Origin of the sequence: Streptomyces sp. NRRL B-24085 (genome assembly GCF_001282115.1) — a bacterium.
Taxonomy (GTDB): Bacteria; Actinomycetota; Actinomycetes; order Streptomycetales; family Streptomycetaceae; genus Streptomyces.
The window spans coordinates 1-20,472 of the sequence record NZ_LJBR01000259.1; the positions used below are offsets into that span (position 1 = coordinate 1).

Sequence of the window (20,472 nt, forward strand, 5' to 3'; positions counted from 1 at the left end):
GGCCCAGGCCGTCCGCGCCCGCCCGTTCTCCCGGCACCGCCCCGGCCCCCACCGCCGGAGGCGCGGAAGCCGGTTTCCCGAACGCCGGCAACACCGGCCCCCGCGTCCGGCTCAAGCCCCGGGCCGCCGGGAACATCAGCGTCAGGACCGACGGGGCCGTGATCAGGGGCCAGGACATCACCGGCTCGCTCGACGTCTACGCGAACGACGTGACGGTCGTGGACAGCAGGATCACCTCCACCAACTGGTGGGGGATCAACCTGCGTCCCGGCTACAGCGGGCTGCGGGTCCTGCACACCACGATCACCGCGGTGCCGGGCAAGGGTCCCGACAACGGCGGGGTGAACTACGCCGTCTCCAACATGGGCAGCAGCTCCATCGAGGTCGGCTGGTGCGACATCTCGGTGTTCGGCAACGCCCTCTCCATGGGCCAGGGGAACCTCCACGACAACTACGTCCACGGCCTGGTCCCCTTCCGCAACAACGGCGGCGAGTGGCAGCACACCGACGCGGTGATCAGCGGCGGCGGCAGCAAGGGCACGCTGGTCGTCCGGCACAACACCCTGCTCAACCCCGTCCCCGTCGACCAGGGCGCGTCGGCCGCCGTGGGCCTGTTCGCGGACACCGGGCACGTCTCCAACACCGTCATCGACGGCAACCTGCTGGCCGGCGGTGCCTACGCCCTGTACGGCGGCGGCGACGGCGCCACCGGGATCACCGTCACGAACAACGTGTTCTCCACCCGGTACCACCGCTACTCCGGCGCCTACGGAGCGGTCACCGCCTGGAACGCGGGCGGCGCGGGCAACGTCTGGCGCGGCAACCGGTTCTCCGACGGCACCCCCATCACGCCCGAACCGGCAGGCTGAGGAAGAGGATCATGCGACGCATCGCCCGCGCCCCCTGGGAGCTCCTCAAGCGCGCCTTCGGCTGGCTCGTCCTCTTCGAGCTGCGCAACAAGGTCCTGCTGCTGCCCTCCGCGGTGCGGCTGCGCCGCCTGGAGGACGCCGAGACCCGCCGTCTGACCGCTGTCGTCGGGCCCGTGCCGGAGGCCCTTGTCGCCACCGTCATCGCGACCCACCGGCGCCCCGAGGCACTGCGGGCCGCGGTCGCCTCGGCACTGGCCCAGACCGTGCGCGACCAGGTCGTCATCGTCGTCGACGACGGCGCGGGCCTCCCCGGACTCCCGGAGGACCCACGCCTGTTCGCCGTCTCCCTGGCCCGCAACACCGCCGTGGCGGGCGTGGTGCGCAATGTCGGCATCCGTCTGACCCGCTCGCGGTACGTGGCGTTCCTGGACGACGACAACCTGTGGGAACCCGACCACCTGGAACGGGCGTTGGCGGTCCTGGAGGCGCCCGGCGGTCCCGACGGCGTCTACACCGCGCTGCGCCGGGTCCTCCCGGACGGCACCGAACGGGACGTGCTGTCGGTGGAGTTCGACCGGCGCCGGGCCGCCCGGGAGTCCTTCCTGGACACCAACGCGTTCGTCGCCCGGCGCGACGGCTCCCTGCGCTTCAGCCGGCTGCGCCGCACCCCCCAGGTGCTGCCGCGCGAGGACTGGGAGCTCGTGTACCGCTACAGCCGCGGGCACACCGTCCGGCATGTCCCGCACGCCACCGTGCGGTATCTGGTGAACCCCGGGAGCTTCTGGACGACGTGGTCTAGCTGAGCGCTCCCGGCCGGAGCAGCGCGGCGACCGCGGCCCTGCTGGCGGGTCGGCCCAGGGCGGCCCGTGACGTCTCCCTCAGCAGCACGGCGGCCCGGAAGCAGGCGGTCGCGACGGCTCCGTGGCGCCGCCGGTACAACCGCACCCGGTTGACCGTGAGCAGGGACCACAGCCGGGGCGAGACCTGTGAGTCGCCGCCGAGGTGGACCGCCTCGGCGGACGGCTCCAGCTGGGTGGCCCAGCCCAGGTCCCGGGCCCGCAGGCAGTACTCGGTCTCCTCGGAGTAGAGGAAGAAGGACTCGTCCCAGGGCCCGCAGGCGGCCCGGCACTCGGCCGACACGGCCATGAGCGCACCCGTGGCCCAGTCCGCGCGCGTGGGCCGCTCGTACGCCCCGGGGTCGGTGACCAGTTCGCTCAGCCGCGGGAACCGCCCGGCCCGCCGGTTGCCGATCACGGCCTCCCCCAGGGCCCGCAGCACGCTCGACTCCCGCCGCAGCGAGTGGTGGGGCGTGTCCCGGCCCTCCTCGTACAGCAGGGGTACGGCGATCCCTACGCCGTCGCCGAGGCTGTCGACGAGACGTTTGGCGCAGCCCTGGCGCATCCGGATGTCGGGGTTGCAGATCAGGGCCGCCCCCAGGTCACCGGCGGCCCGCAACGCCGCGTTGACCCCGGCCGCGTACCCGGCGTTGCGGCCGGTCTGCACGACGGTCGCGTAGGGGGCCAGCCTGGCGAGGACCTCCACGGTGTCGTCGGCGGAGTCGTTGTCGGCGACGACCAGCCGCCAGTCGAGGCCGGCCATGCCGTCCGGGAGGGCGGCGAGGAAGCCGGGCAGCACTTCGGCGCTGTTCCAGGTGACGACGATGACGGCGACGGGGCTCAACGGGACTCCACGAGTTGGGGAAGCCGGTCTTCGGCGGTCTCGGCGGGTACGGCGGGGGCAGCGGCGGCCGTCGCCTCGCGCCGGATGAACCCGAGGTAGCTGCCCCCCGCCCCCAGCACCAGGAAGAACATGCCGGCGAACATGGGGAAGCTGAGCGAGTCGAAGGTGGCGCTGCTGACCAGGGCGACCAGTGAGGAGGCGAAGAACGCCTGCCCGAGCTCGCGGTCGGACCCGGTGCGGGCGAGCCTGCGGATCGCGCCGCCGTGGTGGATGCCGGTGACGAACAGGACGAGCAGGGCGACGAGTCCGAGCACCCCCATCTCGGCCAGGGTCAGCATGTACTGGTTGTCGGTGAAGAAGTACAGGTCCGGGGTGAAGGTGCCGAAGCCCCGCCCGAACAGCGGGTGTTCCTTCAGATAGGGCACGATCGCGCTGTACTTGACCGTGCGGGCCTGGGTGCTGCTGTCCGAGTTGGACAGGAAGGACGCGAACAGGCCCGTGATGGTGCCGATCAGCCCGGGGACGAGCACCTTGAACACGGCCACGGAGGCGGTCATCACCCCGATCGCGGCCCAGCGCCGGGCGGGCTTCCAGCGCGGCACCATCACCAGGGCCACCAGCAGCAGCCCGACGATCGAGGTCCGCGACACCGACAGGGGCAGCGCGCCGCCCATGAGCACCACCGGGCCCCAGCGGCGCAGGACGTGGCGGTGGCGCCGTACCGGGTCGAAGGCCTGCTGGATCGCGAAGGGCAGCAGGATGGCGAGCATGCCGGCGAACTCCAGCGGCTGGGCCGTGGTGGCCCGGGGCCGGGTGAAGGCACCGCGGTCCATGACGCTCACCTGGGCCACGCTGGTCTGCAGGCCGGGGATGTGGATGGAGTCGGCGATGTTGGTGGCGGCGAAGAAGTCGTAGAAGCCGATCGCGGCGACGACGGAGGCCAGGACGACCACCCGGCGCATCAGGACGTCCAGCCGGCCGCGCTCCTGCACGGCGGCGGAGGTCAGGACGACGAGCGAGACCCACACCAGGTAGCCGATGAGCCCGCGGTCGGCGCCGAGGACCTCCTGGTGCGAGCTCTCGCGCATGGCGTCCGCGATGTACGCCATGAGGACGGCCGTGCCGAGGACGCACATCGAGACCCGCACGAACCTGGTGCCCGGGGCGGGCAGGATGCGGCCGCCGAGCCAGGTGGCGAGGTACCACAACAGGCCGAGCAGGGCGAAGACGTTGGCCGGGGTGCCGACGCCGCCGAGGGCGGGCAGGGCCAGGTTCGAGGGGATGAAGAAGGCCAGCACCAGGTAGACGGTGAGGATCGCGGTGGCGTCGACCCGGCGGTTCAGCCACCCCACCCGTGCGCGGGTGGGGGCGCGGGCCTGGCGGGTCCGGGCGGCGGCGCCGCGGCGGCGCCGTACGACCGTCACGCCCTCCATCAGGATCGACAGCAGGAAGGCGCTGACGACGCCTCCGATGACGACGGCCGCGATGCCCTGGTAGCGGTTCTTCGACTCCGCCACCGGGGTCTGCGGCAGGACCACGGGGGCCGTCTGCACGAGATAGGCGGGCGGCACCTTGGCGGCGGCCTGGAGGGCGTCGAGCTGCTCGCCCGCGAAGGCCGTCAGGATGTCGGTCTCCTTGAGGACCTTCTCCCGGTCGGTCCCGGTGACGCTGAGCACCAGCAGCGGGCTCTCGCTGTCCGGGGCGAAGCCGGTCGTGTACGGGTCGGTGACGCCCCTGCCGTGCAACTCCTTGGCCGCGTCGCTCGATTCGAGGGTTCTGATCAGCACGTCGGCGGTGACGATCAGCGAACCGCCCGCGTTCGAGATGGGGTTGCCGAAGGTGGGTGCCAGCCGGGCGACGGCCGAGGAGTCCAGCAGCGCGACCGAGCTCTGCGACTGGTAGGAGACCGGGACGGTCTCGTACAGATAGGCGCCGCCGAGCAGACTGAGCACCGTGAAAGGCACCATGAAGTACCACCGTCGGCGCAGAATGGCCCATATCTCACCAATGCTCACGAACCATTCCTCCTTTCGGTGGCATCCGGACACATGTCCTGCCAGTATCGGGGGCGACGGAAGGAACTCACATGTCGCCCGGGAACGTCGCCGACGCACTGCTCCGCCGCTGGTACGTCCTCGTGGTGGCGCTGCTGTTGACGGCTGCCGGGGCCTACCACGTGGTGCGCCCCACCCCCCAGTTCGTCGGCTCCGCGGTGGTGGTGCTCAAGCCGCCGGTGACGCAGAACCAGCCCAACCAGCTCACCAACCTCCAGCCGCCGCTCGCCGTGCTCTCCTACGGGGTCGTACGGCAGCTGGAATCCCCCGCCGGGGCAAGGGAGTTGAAGGCGGCCGGTGTGCGCGGGACCTACCATCTGGTGCCCCGCAACAGCGGCACCAGCGCGACGCCCCGCTATCTGATCCCCTCCCTGCAGGTGCAGTCGCAGGCGTCCGGTGCCGAGGCCGCGGTGACGTCCGTGAGCCGCATCATCGACGTCTACACCCGTCATGTCGACGCGCTGCAGAAGGCCCAGGGGGTGCCGGCCGGGGCGCGGATCACCGCGACCGTCCTGACCTCCCCGAGCGCCGCCCGGGTGCAGGGGAACAAGAGCCGTGGTCTCGCGGGTACGGCGCTGCTGGGCGCGGCGGGCGGGGTCCTCGGCGCGTTGTGGCTGGACCGGTTCCTGCTGAGCCGCCGCAAGGACGCCCCGGGCCGCCGCCGTCGCACCGAGCCGGTGCCCGTCGTGAGCTGAGTGGAACAGGTCGCTCATCAGATGCCGCGGTGCTTCCAGGACTCCCACCACAGCCACTCCCGCCCGCGTTCGGCCACGGCCGACCACACCAGCGGCTGGAGGTAGGGCATGGCCTTCGGCCCGATCCGCCGTCTGAGCCGCAGCGCCCGGTACTCGGGCAGGGCCCGGTAGCCGGGCAGGCACTCCTCGGCGAACGCGACGCACTCGTCGACCGGGACGACGCCGGTGCGTCCGCGGTCGTAGGCCCGGTAGGCGCGGCGCAGCGCGAAGCGGGCGAGCCGGGTGTGGACCTGGTCGGCCAGGCGGTCGGCGTCGGGCAGCCGGTCGCCGCACTTGGTGAGCACCGAGTCGAAGGCCACGAGCCGCTGGCGCAGGTCGTCGAGCTGGCCGCCGAAGTCGACGGTGGACATGTTCTTGCCGTGGACGCGGTAGAAGGCCTGGTCGGCCCCGCGTATGTAGCCGACGTCGGCGTGCGCGGCGAGCCGCATCCACATCTCGATGTCGCCGGCGTGCGGCAGCGCCGGGTCGTAGCCGCCGACCCTGCGCTGGAGGCCGGTGCGGACCACGACCTCCGGTGAGGTGATGCAGCCGGTGCCCTCGCGGAAGCGCCGGTCCAGCCACCAGTGCCCGGGGTAGACGACCGAACCGGTGCTGCGGGTACGGGCCTTGGGCAGCGGGCCGCCGTGCTGGAAGCGCAGCGGGCGCCCGTAGGCGAAGCCGGCCTCGGGGTGGGCGTCCAGGAGGGCCGCGGCCCGCACCAGGGCGCCCGGGACCAGCCGGTCGTCGGCCGAGAGGAGGGCCACGTAGTCGCCGTCGGCCCACTCCAGCAGGCCTTCGTTGTACGTGGCGATGTGGCCCTTGTTGGTCTCGTGGACGTGGACCTCGATCCGCGGGTCGGAGGCGGCCAGTTTCTGCGCCACCTCCGCGGAGTCGTCGGGCGAGGCGTCGTCGATGATGAGCACCCGGACGTCGACGCCGTCCTGCTCGTCCAGGACGCTGCTCACACAGTCGGCCAGGAAATGGCCGTACTTGTAGCAGGGGATCACAACACTGACGGTGCTCATCTGTGGGGAAGCCAATCCCCGGTGGTGTCCGTGCCGGAAGCCCGGCGCGGACACCACCGGTGGGTTCTGGTCGGTCAGTTCTTCTTCTTGTGGACGGTCGTCCTGCTGGTCAGGGTCCAGGTCCGGGACTTCACCGTGTGGTGCTTCTTGTCCTGGGCCTTGACGCCGATCCTGAACCGGGTGCCGTCCGGAAGGGGCGACGACAGGTGCACGGACACCTTGTGGGTGGCCCGGTCGTAGGAGGTGACGGCCGTGAGGTGGAGCTTCTTCGCGGCCTTGGAACCGCTCAGGACGGTCACGGTCGCCGTGACGGACGACAGCTCGGTCGAGGCGGGCAGCGTGGTGACGAGCGGGCTCGTCGCGTCGGCGGTGTGCGCCAGCGAGGACGCGGTCACCTCCGAGGCGTTGGCCGTCGCCAGGGACGCGCTCGGGTCGTCGGCGGTGAAGACCGGACCGACCCAGTAGTTCGCGGATCCGTACGAGCCGTTCGGGAAGGCCGTGGAACTGCCGTACCGGTAGAGCCCGTTGTGGTGGGCGCTGGTGTCGGCCGTGGCCGTGAGCGGATAGGACTGGTGCGCCGCCGTGAAGTAGCCGCCGTCCACCGCGTAGTTGCCGTTCGGCGCGTGGTAGGAGGCGACGTAGGCGGTGCCCGCGGTGACGGCCACCGGGTTGGCGAACGTCATCGTCTGCCAGCCGGACGGCGACTCGGCGGTGAAGGTGCCGGTGGCGAGCAGCGTGCCGTCGTCCGACCACAGGCTGCCGGTGTGGGTGCCCGTGTTGGTCGCGCCCTTGTAGAACGTGACGCCGGTGATCCAGCCGTCCGCCGAGGACGTGAACCGCGTGCCGAGTTCGACCGAGTTGCCGTCGCCGGTCACCGCGGCGGTGGCCGGGGTGGCGGAGGAGTTCCACAGCGTGCAGGGGCAGGTGACCGCCGGCGGCTGGGAGCTGGTGGTGAAGCTCCACGTCACCGGGTCCGCCATGGTGTTGCCCCACAGGTCGGAGGCCTGGACGGAGGCGGTGTAGGTGGTGTGCAGCGCCAGCTCGGTCGACGGGGTGAAGGTCGCCTTGTTCGACGCGGGGAGCGTCTTGGCGCCCGGCACGGTGTTGCCGTCCGGGTCCTTCACGGTGAACGTCAGGCTCTCGGCGTCGATGGCGTGGTCGAAGACGGCCGACACCGGAGCGGTAATGGACGTGCCGGTCGCGCCGGAGGTCGGCGAGGTGGAGGTGACCGCCGGCGGGGTCGTGCTGGCCGTCGAGGTGTCCAGCACGACGTCGACCCAGTAGTTGCTGCCGGAGGACGCCGAGGACGGGAAGGCGCTGGTGGAGCTGTAGCGGTAGACGCCGTTGCCGCCGTCGGTGCCGGACTGGAGCCCGGTCAGCGGGGCGAGGCCCGCGGCCTTGCCGGAGAAGTAGCCGCCGTCGTACGAGTACCCGCCGTTGGGCGCGAAGTACGAGGCCACGTAGGTGGTGTTGGCCTTAACGGTCACCGGGGTGGAGAAGTTGAGCTGCTGCCAGCCGGAGGCCGTCTCGCTGGTGAAGGTGCCGGTGGCCAGGCGGGTGCCGGAGGCGGTCCACAGGCTGCCGGTGTGGGTGCCGGTGTTGGCGGGCGACTTGTAGAAGCGGACGCCGGTGACGGAACCGGCCGTGGTGGTGCGGAACTTGACGCCGAGCTCCAGGGAGCTGCCGTCACCCGCGTTGACGGTGCCGGGCACGGACGAGGCCGGCCAGATGGTGCACGGGCAGGTCTGCGGGCCCACGGTGAGCGGGACCGTTGTGGTGGAGCCGATGTTGACGCTGTCGTCCACCGCGCGGACCTTGACCGACGCCGAGCCCGGGGTCGTCGGCGTCCAGGTGTAGCTCCAGGAGGTCAGGCCGGTGGCGGCCTCCCAGGTCGAGCCGCCGTCCGTGGAGACCTCCACGCGGGCCACGACGCCACCGGAGTCGGCGGCGGTGCCCTTGACGGTGACGGGCTTCAGCGCCGGGACCGTGGCCCCGGAGGCCGGGCTGGTGACGGTGACGGCCGGGCCGGTGGTGTCGGTGGAGGCCGTGGCGGCGACGAGGTTGCTCTGCCGGGTGAGCGGCTGGACTCCCATGTCGGCGAGGATGTTCACGGTCGCCTGCTGCATGCGGGCGTCCTCGGTGACCACCGTGTCCGCGGGGTCGTACGTGGGCAGGTTGGTCAGGCCCCAGGACCACTGCACGGTGCCCGCGCCGAACACCAGGGCTCCGGAGTCCTGGTCGCGGAACTCGACGAGGTTGTGCGTGGCGGTGCCGTTGCCGTACATGTTGCCCCAGTCGAGGCGGTACTTCCCGTCGTTGATGTCCACGGTCGTGGACGACAGGTGGATCGCGCCCGCGGGACGGGTGCTGTTGGGGATGTCGCTGTCCCACTCGTAGCCGAGGGTGCCGGTCGGGAAGGTGGCCGTCTGGTTCGCGGTGAGGTTGGCGACGGAGGTGCCCCGCCACAGCCGGTTCTTGCCGTACGAACCGGGGACCGTGATGGCGTCGGCGCGGTAGCCGTTCACCGTGAACATGGAGCCGGTCAGGATGTTCGGCGGCTGGTAGGCCTGACCGTACTGGGTGCTGGTCGGGTCCATCCAGGTGCCGGTCCACTCGCCGCTGGGGTCGGCGATGCCGTTGTTCTGCACCATCTTGGTCATCTTGTAGCAGACCATGGTGCGGTTGGCCGTGTTGGCGCCGTCGATGCTCGGGGCGAGCCGGGTCTTCCAGAACACCTCGTTGCCGCTGAAGTAGGCCTGCCGGACGCCGGCCTTCCGCGCGGCCAGGACGTTGGAGTACTGGCTCTGCGTCCAGTACTCGTCGTGCCCGGAGGACATGTACACCTTGTGCTTGTTCAGCAGGGTGGCGCCGTTGACCGACACGTCCACGCCGGACAGGTAGCTGACGTCGTAGCCGTTGCGCTCCAGCCAGGACAGCATCATGTACTCGGAGCCGTAGATGCCGTTGTCGCCGCCGATGTCCAGCGGGCGGTTGTAGCTGACCTCGTAGGCACGGCCGTCGGGCGCGGGGCCGGTGCCGCCGTAGAGGTCCTGGCCGCCGTAGTCGTTGTACGCCTGCCAGGTCTGGTCACTGGTCTGCACGACGACGTCGGAGGTGCTGGAGTCCTTGCGGACGACGAACGGGTACGGCATCAGGCCGTCGCCGTCGGTCTGGGTGAGGTTCGCGATGTACAGGCCGGAGACGGCGTCGCCGGGCACCGTCCAGTTCACGGTCGTGGGCCAGTTGCCGCAGTCGACCAGGCCGGTGGCGGCCTTGGTGGTGCAACTGGCGGGCTTCGTCGTGTAGTTCGCCGGGTAGGTCGTCGCCGCCTGGGCCGGGGTGGAGATCAGGCGGGCCCCGTCACCGCCGTACCAGCCGAGGCGGTAGACCTCCACGCGGTACGAGACCGGCGACTGGATCTTGAACTGGACGGTGTCACCGGCCTGGACGCTCTCCTTGGTGGAGAACCCCTTGATGTCACCGTAGGCGTTGGGCGAGTACCAGTCGGACATCGGGCTGCCCGCCTTGGAGTTCTCGCATACGACCGGGTTCGAGCCCGTACCGCAGGGATCGGCCGCCGCCTGGGCGGACCCCGCCTGCGGGAGCACAGCCCATACCAATGCGGCTACGACGGCGAGGCGCCCGCCCCGGAGCCGTCTGCTCCATCTGTTCATGTGTACCTCTCAGCGGTGCTGTGCAGGACCGACCCGGAAGTCGGGGTGAGGCGTGTGGTGAGGGGACCGATCAGCCTCGGAGCGCTTCGGCGAGCGCGGCCACGACCTGGTGCTGCTGGTCGGGGGTGATCTGGGGGTAGAGCGGGAGCGACAGGATCCGCTCGGCGGCCTTCTCGGCGTTCGGGAAGTCGCCCCGCTGGTGGCCGAGATGGCGGTAGGCCGGTGTGAGGTGGACGGGGGCGGGATAGTGCACCCCGGCGCCGATGCCCTCGGCGTTGAGCTTGCCGACGACGTCGTCGCGGTCGGCTCCGGTGATCTGGACGACGTACAGGTGCCAGACGTGGACGTTGCCGGGAACTGTCACCGGGCGGACGACCCGGCCGGCGTCCGCGAGGTCGGCGAGGAGTTCGTCGTAGCGGGCGGCGGCCGCCCGGCGGGCCGCGTTGCCGTCGGCCAGCCTCTTGAGCTTGGCCCGCAGGACGACGGCCTGGAGTCCGTCGAGGCGGCTGTTGAAGCCGGGGACGTCGTGCCGGTACTTGGCGATGCCGCCGTGGTTGGCGATCGCCCGTACCAGGCCGGTGAGTTCCTCGTCGTCGGTGAGCACCGCGCCCGCGTCCCCGTAGGCGCCGAGGTTCTTGCCCGGGTAGAAGCTGGTGGCCGCGATGCCGCCGCTGCCCGGCGCGCGGCCGTCGCGGGTGGCGCCCTGGCACTGGGCCGCGTCCTCCACGACCCTTACCCGGTCCGGGAGTCGGGCGGCCAGCTCGGTCACCTCGGCCATCTGCCCGTACAGGTGGACCGGCACGACCGCGCGGGTGGCCGGGCCGACCGCGTCCAACGCGGCGCCGGGGTCGAGGAGATGGCTGTCGGGCAGGCAGTCCGCGAGGACCGGCCGGGCGCCGATGCGGGCGACGGCGCCGGCCGTGGCGATGAAGGTGTTGGCGGGGATCACGACCTCGTCGCCGGGGCCCACCCCGCTCGCGCGCAGGGCGAGTTCGACGGCGTCGGTGCCGTTGGCGACGCCCACGCAGTGGGCGATCCCGCCGAATTCGGCGTACTCGCGCTCGAAGCGGCGGACCTCGTCGCCGCCGACGAACGCGGTGTTCGCCAGCACCCGGTCGAAACCGGCCCTGACCTCGTCGGCGACCTCCTCATGGGCCGCCTTGAGGTCGACAAGCGGAATCTGGTTCATGTCAGCGGTCCCCCCACTGTCGGTGTTGCGAGTTCTTCCAGCGCGGGCGCCCCCGCCGCGCGCAGCCGGCGGGCCGGGCTCCCCACCCAGACCTCACCCGGCGGAACGTCGTCGAGCACGGCACTCCCCATGCCGACCTGCGACCACGCCCCCACGGTCGTGCCCTCCCTGACCAGGGCGCCGGAGCCCACGTAGGCGCCGCGCCCCAGCCGTACTCCCCCGCCGAGGCGGACCCCGGAGGTGAGCGTCGCGAAGTCCCCGACCGTGTTGTCGTGGGTGAGCACGACGTGCGGCATCACCGCCACATGGGCGCCCACCCGGACGGCGGCGGTCAGGACGCAGTGCGCGAGCAGGACCGAGCCGGGGCCGAGCGTGGAGGTCGCCGAGACCGCCGCGGTCGGGTGGACCACGGTGGCGTAGCGGTCCTCGGGCAGGCCGAGCCGCCGGACCAGCCGGGCGCGGGCCGCGTAGTCGCGCGGGTTGCCCACGCAGATGACCACCCGCACGTCGGGCAGTTCCCGGACCAGGTCGCAGCCGCCGAGGACGGGCACGCCGTCGACCTCGGTGCCGTGCAGGTCCGCGTTGTCGTCGACGTGTCCGAGCAGCTCGAACTCACCCGTGCCTACGACGGCCTGGGCGGTCTCCCGGGCGAAGCCGCCCGCGCCGACGATGACAAGTCCGGTCATCCGCGGGCCTGTTCGCGCAGTGCCGCGACGACCCGGTCCTGCTGGGCCTCGGTCATCGTGTGGAACAGCGGCAGGATCAGCGAGTCCCGGCTGATCCGCTCGGTGACCGGCAGCGGCACGCTCGGGTGGTCCGCGTAGGCGGGTTCGAGGTGCGCGGCCATGATCCCGCGCCGGGCGGAGACCCCGGCGTCGGCCAGCGCGGCGAGCAGGTCGTCCCGGCCCACGGGGAAGTCCTCGGCGAGCAGCACCCAGTAGGACTGGAAGTTGCTCTGCCCGTGCGCGGGGTCCCGGACCGGGGTGAGGCCCGGCAGGTCGCTCAGCAATTCGTCGTAGCGCGCGGCCAGTTCGCGGCGGCGAGCGATCATCGCGTCGAGCTTGCCGAGCTGGACCAGGCCGATCGCGGCCTGGACGTCGGTCATCCGGTAGTTGAAGCCGACCTCCAGGTAGCTCTCCAGCACCGGCTTGTTGCTCGCGTGGCGCTCGGCCGCCGAGGCGTTCATGCCGTGCTCGCGCAGCCGGCGCAGCCGGGTGGCCCACTCGGCGTCGTCGGTGGTGACCATGCCGCCCTCGCCGGTGGTGACGAGCTTGCGGGGATGGAAGGACCAGGCGGCGAGCAGCGCGCCGTGGCCCACGGGCTTGCCGCCGACGGTCGAGCCGATGGCGCAGGCCGCGTCCTCGACGAGCGGCAGGTCCCAGTCGGCGCAGGCGGCGCGCAGGGCGTGCACGTCGGCCGGTACGCCACCCTGGTGGACGGCGAGGACGGCCTCGGTGCGCGGGGTGCGGACCTGCTCCACGGTGGCCGGGGTCAGGTTGCCGGTGACGGGGTCGACGTCGGCGAACACCGGCTCGGCGCCGACGTACCGCACGGCGTTGGCGGTGGCGATGAACGACAGCGAGGGCACCACGACCTCGTCGCCGGGCCCGATGCCGAGGGCGACCAGCGACAGGTGCAGGGCGGTGGTGCAGGAGCTGACCGCGACGGCGTGCTCGGCGCCCACCCGCTCGGCGAAGGCCCGCTCGAAGGCGGCGACCCGGGGGCCCTGGGCGACCCATCCGGACAGCACGGCGTCGGAGGCGGCCTTGGCCTCCTCCTCGCCGAGCCAGGGGATCATGACGGGGATGCGGTCGGTGCTCACCGGGCGGCCTCCCGCTCCGCGCGCCACCACTGGACCAGGTCCTTCAGCCCCGTGCGCAGGTCGATCTCCGCGGTGAAGCCGAGGCGTTCGGCGGCCCGGGTGGTGTCGGCGAGCCGGCGCACCACCGAGTTCACCGAGCGGGCGGGTCCGTGCACCGGCTCCAGGCCCTCGGCGCCCATCGCCTCCAGCAGCCCGTCGGCGAGTTCGCGCAGCGAGGTCTCGGTGCCGCTCGCGATGTTGAACACCTCGTCGGTGACGTCGGACTCGGCGGCCAGGACGTTGGCCCTGGCGATGTCGCGGACGTCGACGAAGTCCATGGTCTGGGTGCCGTCGCCGAGGATCAGCGGCGGCTCGCCCGCCTCGATGCGCTCCATCCAGCGGATGAGCACCTCGGTGTACAGGCCGTGGATGTCCATCCGGGGGCCGTACACGTTGAAGTAGCGCAGGGCCACGTAGTCGAGCCCGTACATGGCGTGGAAGCTGCGCAGCATGCCTTCGTTGAAGGCCTTGGCCGCGCCGTAGAAGGTGTCGTTGTTGTACGGGTGGTGGCGCTCGGTCGTCGGGAAGTCCTCGGCCATGCCGTAGACGGACGCCGACGAGGAGGCGACCACCTTGCCGACGCCGGCCGCGGCCGCGGCCTCCAGCACGTTGAAGGTGCCGTCGACGAGGACCTCGTTGGCGAGCCTCGGCTCCTCCGCGCACTGGGTGATGCGGATGGCGGCGAGGTGGAACACCAGGTCCGCGCCCTCGGTCACCTTCTTCACGGTGTCGACGTCCCGGACGTCGCCCTCGACGACCTCGACCACGCCGCTGGGCAGGGCCTTCGCGAGGTTGGCCCGGCGTCCGCGCACGAAGTTGTCGAGTACGACGATCTCGCGGGCGCCGCCCTCGGCCAGCAGGTCGACCAGGTTGGAGCCGATGGTGCCCGCTCCCCCGGTGACCAGGATCTTCTTGCCACGTACGCTGCTCAACTGCTGTGCCCTCTCAGGGAATCGCATGGCTTGGTGAATGTCGCTCAGCGCTCGGCGCGCAGGCCGACGACCGCGCCCTTGAAATGCAGGCTCCGGGAGGCCGCCTCCAGGATGTCCAGCACCCTGAGGCCGGCCCGGCCGTCGGTCAGCGGTGCCCGGCCCGTGCCGATCGCGTCGGCGAACTCGTCGACCATGCTCCGCAGCGCTTCCTTCTCGCCGATCGCGGGCGCGACCATGTCTCCGGAGCGGTACGAGACGAGCATGTCCCGGCGCTCGTCCGCGCCGATCTCCTGCGGCGCGGCCATGTCCACGCCCCGGTCGTAGACCGACACCCGCTGGAGGGGGTTGAGGTCGTCCCAGAGCAGGGTGCGCTTGGAACCGCCGACCATGGTGGTGCGCACCTTCGTCGGGGAGAGCCAGTTGACGTGCACGTGGGCGATGGCGCCGGTGCTGAGCGTCAGCGTCAGATAGGCGACACAGGCCTGTCCGGCACCGATCGGGTCGGCCCCGTGGGCGGCGACGGCGACCGGTTCGACGCCCGCCGGGAGGATGAAGTCCAGGATGGACAGGTCGTGCGGGGCGAGGTCCCACAGGACGTCGATGTCCTTCTGGACCAGGCCGAGGTTGATGCGGACCGAGTCGACGAAGTGGATCTCGCCGAGCTCGCCGGAGTGGACGAGTTCCCTGATCCGGCCCACGGCGGGTGTGTAGCAGTAGGTGTGGTCGCACATCAGGGTGAGCCCGCGCTCCTCGGCCTCGGCGACCAGGCGCATCCCGTCGGCGTAGGTCGCCGCGAGCGGCTTCTCCACGAGGACGTGCTTACCGGCGCGCAGGGCGGCCAGGGCGATGTCGAGGTGGGTTCCGGCGGGCGTGGCCACGGCGACGGCGGCCACCTCGGGGTCGGCGAGGACGGCCGTGTAGTCGGAGGTGGCCTCGACGGTCGAGTAGCCGCCGAGGACCCGCCGGGCCCGGTCCACGTCGAGGTCGACGAGCGCGCGCAGCCGGAACCGCTCGCTGGCCTGGAAGTTGCGGACGAGGTTGGGCCCCCAGTAGCCGGCCCCGACGACCGCCACCCCCAACGGCTCGCTGGTCTGCGTCACTTGGTCCCTCTTCCTTCGGTCCATCAGTAGGCCCCCGTTCCGCGCACCACCGCTGTCGTGGTGCGCGCCAGGATGGACAGGTCGAGGCTGGTCGACCAGTTGTCCACATATGCGAGATCGAGCCGGACCGCTTCCTCCCAGGGCAGGTCCGAGCGGCCGCTGACCTGCCACAGTCCGGTGAGGCCGGGTTTCACGAGCAGCCGGCGTCTGACCTCCGCCGGGTACTCGTCCACCTCCTCGGGCAGCGGCGGGCGCGGTCCGACGAGTGACATGTCGCCCCTGACCACGTTGATCAGTTGCGGCAGTTCGTCGAGGGAGCTGCGGCGCAGGAAGGAGCCGACGCGGGTGATCCGCGGGTCCTCCTTCACCTTGAACAGCAGGCCGTCGCTGTTCTGGTTGAGGTGCTCCAGCTCCGCGCGCAGGGCCTCCGAATCGGGCCGCATGGTGCGGAACTTGAACATGGTGAAGTGGTCGCCGTACCGGCCCACCCGCTGCTGCCTGAACAGTGCCGGTCCGGAGCTGTCCAGACGGACGACCAGGGCGATCAGCAGCATGGGCAGGGCCAGCAGAAGCAGCAGCGCCGCCGCGAAGGAACGATCCAGCAGTTCCTTCGGCAGCCGGGAGGCCCGGGAGAGGTTCGGCGCCTGGACGCGCACCAGCGGCACCCCGTTGGTGGGCCGTACAGCGAGCCGTGCGGCGGCCACGTCGGCCAGGACGGGGGCCAGCAGGAAGTCGACGCCCCGCGCGGCCGCGGTCCACGACATCCGGCGCAGGACGGAGGCGTCGAACTCGGGCGCGGGCAGCACCACCAGGGTGCTGATGCCCATGGTCCGGATGACGTCGTCCATCGTGTCCACACCGCCGAGGACGGGGATGCCCAGCTTGCGGACCTCCGCGGCGTTCCCGGGGTCGCTCAGGCACACGCCGGCGGCCCGGAGTTCCTGCCCGCCACCGCGCCGCAGCACGGCGACCAGCTCCGCGATGCCGTGCGCCGGACCGACCAGGAGCGTGGCGCTGCGGCCCCGGTCCCTCGCCCACCTGTGGTGCAGCCGGCGCCGGAGCGCGTACCGCACCAGCAGGGCGATGGCGGCCGCCGGCAGCGCAGCCATGATCATGTCATGCAGGAGGTCCGAGTCGTGGGTGAACGACCAGTGCGCGACCGCGGCGAGCGCCGGCAGTGCGACCGCACCGCGGAGCACCCGTCGGTACTCCTCGGTCCCCAGCCCCAAGGCGCTGCGGTCGTAGGAGCGATGGGCGACCATCGCCACGATCCACGTCGGGGGCAGCACCAGGGCCACCGCCCAGCGGCCGTACACCGCGTGGATCACGAAGGCCGCGGCAACAGCCGCGAGGCTGTCCGCGACCAGCAGGACTATCCGGTACCTCTGCTCCCAAGGTCTTCGGCGACCTTGTGGAGTCCTGTGTTCCACAAGCTGTTGCTCATGCGTGACCTCAATGGTCATGCGCCCCCCACACGTGCACGGTTACCCCTGACCGAACACCGATGTGCCCCCAACACAGCGGCAGTTGAAAACAAAAGAAGCCTCAGCGGTTCCCCAACCGCCTCATGTCCCCATACATGACGGCCAGCGCCTCAAGTTCCCCACCCAAATCGGTTCGGCGGCCCTCAATCTAGACCACCGAACGCAGTCACGGGAACAGTTGGACGAAACACACATCGCAATAGTGACATCGACTGCATACTGCCCAGGTGACGAGCATCGTGATCCCGGCCCACAACGAGGCGCAAGTCATCGGCCGGCTCCTCGATTCACTTCTGGCCGATTCCGTGGAGGACGAGACAGACATCGTGGTCGTGTGCAATGGCTGTACGGACGACACCGCGCGCACAGCGGCCGCCCGCGGTCCACGCGTGCGCGTCGTGGAGATCCCCGTACCGTCCAAACACGCCGCTCTGCGGGCGGGCGACGACCACGCACGCGGCTTCCCGCGGCTCTACGTGGACGCCGACGTCGTACTCGGAAGCGCCGACGTACGCGCCCTGACCGAGCCCCTCGAGGACCCCGGCTCGGGCATCCTCGCCACCGCGCCACAACGGCGGATTCCGCTGTCCGGCAGCGCCTGGCGGGTGCGCGCCTACTACCGCGTGTGGCAGCGGCTGCCCGCGGTGCGCGAGGGGCTGTTCGGCCGGGGCGTCATCGCGGTCTCCAAGGCCGGACACGCCCGGATCGCCGCGCTGCCGCCGCTGATGGCCGACGACCTGGCCGCCTCGCTGGCCTTCGCGCCCGAGGAAAGGCTCGTGGTCGACGCGGCCACGGTCGTGGTCCGGCCGCCGCGAACATGGCCGGATCTGATCAAACGGCGGGTCCGGGCGGCGGTGTCCACGACCCAGGTCGAACAGCACCACCAAAGCCCGCAGGAGGCCTCGGCGCGCACGAGCAAGGCGGATCTGATCGCCCTGGTCCGCGCCGAACCGAGGCTCGTCACGGGTGTCGTAGTCTTCGTCGCGGCGGCGGTCGTCGCCCGGCGTGGGGCCGCGAAGGCCGTCCGCGCCCAGGACTTCGGCACCTGGCTGCGGGACGAGAGCAGCAGACAGAACTGAAGCGCACCAGATCGGGAGCTCCCGAACATGTACCTCACCGACCGCTCCGCGCCCGCGGGGGCGAGCACCGACCAGCCCCGAAGACGCGGCCTGCGGCCCGGAGTTGCCCCGGTCGTGCTCGTGCTGGGCACGGTCAGCCTGATCACCGACATCTCCTCGGAGATGGTCACCGCCGTCCTGCCGCTCTACCTCGTCAGCACGCTCGGGTTCAGTCCGCTGGCCTTCGGCACCCTCGACGGCGTCTACAACGGCGTCAGCGCACTGGTGCAGCTGACCGGCGGCCACCTCGCCGACCGCATCCGCAACCACAAACTCCTCGCCGGTCTCGGCTACGGCCTGTCCGCGCTGTGCAAGCCGCTGCTCCTGCTGGTGAGCAGCATCGGCGCGCTCGGCACGGTCCTCGCCCTGGACCGCACCGGCAAGGGCCTGCGCACCGCCCCGCGGGACGCGATGATCTCCCTGTCCACCCCGACCGGGAAGCAGGGCCGGGCCTTCGGCGTGCACCGGGCCATGGACACCACCGGCGCGATGCTCGGACCGCTCGCCGCGTTCCTCATCCTGAGCGCGGCGGCGGACGGCTACGACGCGGTGTTCGGCGTGAGCGCGTGCGTGGCGGTGCTCGGGGTGGTCGTGCTGGTGCTGTTCGTGCCGGGCCGGCGGCAGAGCGGCACGGACGCGCACGTACCGGGCGAGCGGCAGCCCACCGGGACGGACGAACCCGGCGCCACCGCCAGCCCCCCGGTCCGCGTCCGTGAAGCCCTCGCGCTCCTGCGTCTGCCCCGGCTGCGCGCCCTCGCCGGCTGCGCCGCGCTCCTCGGCCTGACCACCGTCAGCGACGCCTTCGTCTACCTGCTCCTGCAACGCCGGGCGGGTATCGGCGAGCAGTGGTTCACGCTGCTCCCGCTGGGCACCGCGGTGGTGTTCCTGCTGCTGGCCGTGCCCGTGGGCGCGCTGGCCGACCGGGTCGGGCGGCACACCGTGTTCCTCGCCGGACATGCGGCGCTGCTGACCGGTTACGCCCTCCTGCTGTGGGCGCCGGACACCCCGGCCCTCCCGTTCCTCGTGCTCGCCCTGCACGGCGTGTTCTACGCGGCCACCGACGGCGTGCTTCCGGCCGCCCTCGCGGACATCGTGCCCGAGCAGCTGCGCGCCAGCGGCCTCGCCATCGTGGGCACCAGCCAGGCACTGGCCCGCTTCTGCTGCTCCCTGGCCTTCGGCGCGGCCTGGACGGTCTGGGGAGACGGCCCGGCACTGGCCGCCTCCGCACTCGGCCTGCTGTGCTGCGCCGCAATCGCGACGAGGGTGCTGCGCCCGAGAGGCAGCGCCGCATGACCACGGCCCCTCCGACCCACCGCGTTCCTGGACGCCCGTCACGACGGCCGTCCCCGGGCCCCGCTCGACCACCCACGGCTCCCGGGGTCGCGGGCTGCCTGCCCAGCACTATCCGCCTCCGCCCGCGACCTGCTGTGCTGCGCCGCCGTCGCGACGAGGGTGCTGCGCCCGAGAGGCAACGCCGCATGACCACGACCCACCGCGTTCCTGAACACCCGGCACGACGGCCGCCCCCTGGCCCCGCTCGACCACCCACGGCTCCCGGGGCTCGTGCGCTGCACGCCCGGCACAATCCTGAGGGCACGCCCGGGGACCGCCTTGCCGACCGCACCCCCGACGACCACCGCGCCCCGACCGTCCGGGGCCCCCGATGACCGCCGTACCCACCAGGGCCCCGGAGCCCCGATGACGACCACCGCGACACCGAGGAACCACATGACACCGCTGCGCCGCCGCCTGCTCGTCCTGCTCACGGCGGTTCTGCTGCTCGCCGGGGTGGGTACGGGCATGGTGCTGCACGCCGCCGACCGGGCGGACCGGGCGAACAAGCCCCAGGCGGGCGGCCCCGCCGTCAGCGCGGGCAGGCTGACGCTCGGCCAGAAGAACCGCCTGGCGTTCATCAACGCCGCCGCGGGCCCGCACCGCACCGCGGTCGCCTCGGTCCCGGCCGCCGACCCGAAGGCCGGCCGGACCGCCTCGGACCTCAAGTGCGCGCGCTTCTACGCGGCGGCCGGCACCGGCATCTGCCTCCAGTCCAACCCGGGCGTCCTCAAGCAGAGCAACCGCGCCCTGCTCCTGGACGCCGACCTGCGCACCCGGCACACCTACGCGCTCGCGGGCACCCCCAGCCGGGCCCGGGTCTCGCCCAGCGGACGCTTCGTCGCCTGGACGGTCTTCGTCTCCGGGGAGTCGTACGCCTCGGCCTTCTTCTCCACCCGCACCTCGGTCCTGGACACCCGCACCATGAAACTGACGCCCAGCCTGGAGAGCTTCTCCATCACCCTGGACGGCAGGTCCTACCGGGCCGCGGACGTCAACTTCTGGGGCGTCACCTTCGCTTCGGACGACGACACCTTCTACGCCACCCTCAACACCGCCAACAAGACCTACCTGGTGCGGGGTTCGCTCTCCGGCCGCGAGGTCACCACCCTGGCCGAGAACGTGGAGTGCCCCTCGCTCTCCCCCGACGGCACCCGAGTCGCCTTCAAGAAGCGGGTGTTGTCCCGTACCGACCTCTGGCACGAGTACGTCCTCGACCTGCGCACCCTCAAGGAGACCCCGCTCGCCGAACGCCACAGCGTCGACGACCAGGCCACCTGGCTGGACAACGGCACGGTCGCCTACGCCCTGCCCGCCGACGGCAAGGTCGGCACCAGCGACCTGTGGAGCGTCCCGGCGAACGGCTCGGGCAAGCCGCGTCTGCTGCTCCCGGGCGCGTCCTCCCCGGCCCCCCTGTAGC

The 20,472-nt window shown here is 71.8% G+C and carries 16 protein-coding genes; 6 read left to right on the forward strand and 10 right to left on the reverse strand.

Features of this window, described 5'->3' with window-relative positions; translation table 11 throughout:
- Together AOJ26_RS26555 and AOJ26_RS26560 are read left to right on the forward strand one after the other, a co-directional pair.
- On the forward strand, positions 1 to 869 hold an 869-nt coding region (locus AOJ26_RS26555), incomplete at its 5' end, for a hypothetical protein (protein ID WP_234358677.1).
- Positions 870 to 880: 11 nt separating this feature from the next.
- Positions 881 to 1,672: a glycosyltransferase family 2 protein gene (locus AOJ26_RS26560; protein WP_053850875.1), complete on the forward strand. Its 792-nt coding sequence runs from the start codon at positions 881 to 883 to the stop codon at positions 1,670 to 1,672.
- Here the strand turns inward: AOJ26_RS26560 and AOJ26_RS26565 are convergent.
- Both AOJ26_RS26565 and AOJ26_RS26570 read right to left on the reverse strand, forming a co-directional pair.
- Positions 1,665 to 2,549 carry a glycosyltransferase family 2 protein gene (locus AOJ26_RS26565; protein ID WP_053850876.1) on the reverse strand — a complete coding sequence of 295 codons (885 nt, stop codon included), beginning with the start codon at positions 2,547 to 2,549 and terminating at the stop codon, positions 1,665 to 1,667. The genes AOJ26_RS26560 and AOJ26_RS26565 overlap by 8 nt on opposite strands.
- On the reverse strand, positions 2,546 to 4,564 hold the full coding sequence (locus tag AOJ26_RS26570; protein WP_053850877.1) for an O-antigen ligase family protein: 2,019 nt from the start codon (positions 4,562 to 4,564) through the stop codon (positions 2,546 to 2,548). Before AOJ26_RS26570 ends, AOJ26_RS26565 begins: the two co-directional genes overlap by 4 nt.
- A 71-nt stretch (positions 4,565 to 4,635) precedes the next feature.
- Between AOJ26_RS26570 and AOJ26_RS26575 the strand changes: the two genes are divergently transcribed.
- Positions 4,636 to 5,298: a hypothetical protein gene (locus AOJ26_RS26575; RefSeq protein ID WP_053850878.1), complete on the forward strand. Its 663-nt coding sequence runs from the start codon at positions 4,636 to 4,638 to the stop codon at positions 5,296 to 5,298.
- Positions 5,299 to 5,315: 17 nt separating this feature from the next.
- Here the strand turns inward: AOJ26_RS26575 and AOJ26_RS26580 are convergent, their stop codons facing one another.
- The 8 genes from AOJ26_RS26580 to AOJ26_RS26615 form a co-directional block, all read right to left on the reverse strand.
- A complete protein-coding gene (locus AOJ26_RS26580) occupies positions 5,316 to 6,362 on the reverse strand; it encodes a glycosyltransferase family 2 protein (protein WP_053850879.1) in 1,047 nt (348 codons plus the stop codon).
- Between the two features lie 74 nt (positions 6,363 to 6,436).
- The gene (locus tag AOJ26_RS26585; protein WP_234358678.1) at positions 6,437 to 9,874 is read right to left on the reverse strand and encodes a DUF4082 domain-containing protein; all 3,438 of its coding nucleotides are present in this window, start codon (positions 9,872 to 9,874) and stop codon (positions 6,437 to 6,439) included.
- A 232-nt stretch (positions 9,875 to 10,106) separates the two neighbouring features.
- Complete coding sequence (locus AOJ26_RS26590) at positions 10,107 to 11,225, reverse strand: DegT/DnrJ/EryC1/StrS family aminotransferase (protein ID WP_053850881.1); 1,119 nt, start codon at positions 11,223 to 11,225, stop codon at positions 10,107 to 10,109.
- Complete coding sequence (locus AOJ26_RS26595) at positions 11,222 to 11,911, reverse strand: NeuD/PglB/VioB family sugar acetyltransferase (protein ID WP_053850882.1); 690 nt, start codon at positions 11,909 to 11,911, stop codon at positions 11,222 to 11,224. Before AOJ26_RS26595 ends, AOJ26_RS26590 begins: the two co-directional genes overlap by 4 nt.
- The gene (locus AOJ26_RS26600) at positions 11,908 to 13,047 is read right to left on the reverse strand and encodes a DegT/DnrJ/EryC1/StrS family aminotransferase (protein WP_078960036.1); all 1,140 of its coding nucleotides are present in this window, start codon (positions 13,045 to 13,047) and stop codon (positions 11,908 to 11,910) included. Before AOJ26_RS26600 ends, AOJ26_RS26595 begins: the two co-directional genes overlap by 4 nt.
- The gene (locus AOJ26_RS26605; protein WP_234358679.1) at positions 13,044 to 14,018 is read right to left on the reverse strand and encodes an NAD-dependent epimerase/dehydratase family protein; all 975 of its coding nucleotides are present in this window, start codon (positions 14,016 to 14,018) and stop codon (positions 13,044 to 13,046) included. Before AOJ26_RS26605 ends, AOJ26_RS26600 begins: the two co-directional genes overlap by 4 nt.
- A 44-nt stretch (positions 14,019 to 14,062) precedes the next feature.
- Positions 14,063 to 15,118 (reverse strand): Gfo/Idh/MocA family protein, encoded by a 1,056-nt coding sequence (locus tag AOJ26_RS26610; RefSeq protein ID WP_234358680.1) that lies wholly within the window; start codon positions 15,116 to 15,118, stop codon positions 14,063 to 14,065.
- Positions 15,119 to 15,141: 23 nt separating this feature from the next.
- A complete protein-coding gene (locus AOJ26_RS26615; RefSeq protein ID WP_053850885.1) occupies positions 15,142 to 16,581 on the reverse strand; it encodes a sugar transferase in 1,440 nt (479 codons plus the stop codon).
- 248 nt (positions 16,582 to 16,829) lie between these two features.
- Between AOJ26_RS26615 and AOJ26_RS26620 the strand changes: the two genes are divergently transcribed.
- The 3 genes from AOJ26_RS26620 to AOJ26_RS26630 all read left to right on the forward strand — a co-directional run bounded on the left by AOJ26_RS26620 (position 16,830) and on the right by AOJ26_RS26630 (position 20,471).
- Positions 16,830 to 17,681 carry a glycosyltransferase gene (locus tag AOJ26_RS26620; protein WP_053850886.1) on the forward strand — a complete coding sequence of 284 codons (852 nt, stop codon included), beginning with the start codon at positions 16,830 to 16,832 and terminating at the stop codon, positions 17,679 to 17,681.
- Positions 17,682 to 17,708: 27 nt separating this feature from the next.
- A complete protein-coding gene (locus AOJ26_RS26625) occupies positions 17,709 to 19,013 on the forward strand; it encodes an MFS transporter (protein WP_053850887.1) in 1,305 nt (434 codons plus the stop codon).
- A gap of 405 nt (positions 19,014 to 19,418) precedes the next feature.
- Positions 19,419 to 20,471 (forward strand): TolB-like translocation protein, encoded by a 1,053-nt coding sequence (locus AOJ26_RS26630; protein ID WP_373413159.1) that lies wholly within the window; start codon positions 19,419 to 19,421, stop codon positions 20,469 to 20,471.
- Position 20,472: the final 1 nt, after the last annotated feature.

Excerpts from the sequence above, each read along its gene's own strand:
- AOJ26_RS26560 (WP_053850875.1), top strand. The coding sequence starts at position 881 with ATGCGACGCATCGCCCGCGCCCCCTGGGAGCTCCTCAAGCGCGCCTTC.
- AOJ26_RS26575 (WP_053850878.1), top strand. The coding sequence starts at position 4,636 with ATGTCGCCCGGGAACGTCGCCGACGCACTGCTCCGCCGCTGGTACGTC.
- AOJ26_RS26580 (WP_053850879.1), bottom strand. The coding sequence starts at position 6,362 with ATGAGCACCGTCAGTGTTGTGATCCCCTGCTACAAGTACGGCCATTTC.
- AOJ26_RS26585 (WP_234358678.1), bottom strand. The coding sequence starts at position 9,874 with ATGTCCGACTGGTACTCGCCCAACGCCTACGGTGACATCAAGGGGTTC.
- AOJ26_RS26590 (WP_053850881.1), bottom strand. The coding sequence starts at position 11,225 with ATGAACCAGATTCCGCTTGTCGACCTCAAGGCGGCCCATGAGGAGGTC.
- AOJ26_RS26595 (WP_053850882.1), bottom strand. The coding sequence starts at position 11,911 with ATGACCGGACTTGTCATCGTCGGCGCGGGCGGCTTCGCCCGGGAGACC.
- AOJ26_RS26615 (WP_053850885.1), bottom strand. The coding sequence starts at position 16,581 with ATGACCATTGAGGTCACGCATGAGCAACAGCTTGTGGAACACAGGACT.
- AOJ26_RS26625 (WP_053850887.1), top strand. The coding sequence starts at position 17,709 with ATGTACCTCACCGACCGCTCCGCGCCCGCGGGGGCGAGCACCGACCAG.
- AOJ26_RS26630 (WP_373413159.1), top strand. The coding sequence starts at position 19,419 with ATGACGACCACCGCGACACCGAGGAACCACATGACACCGCTGCGCCGC.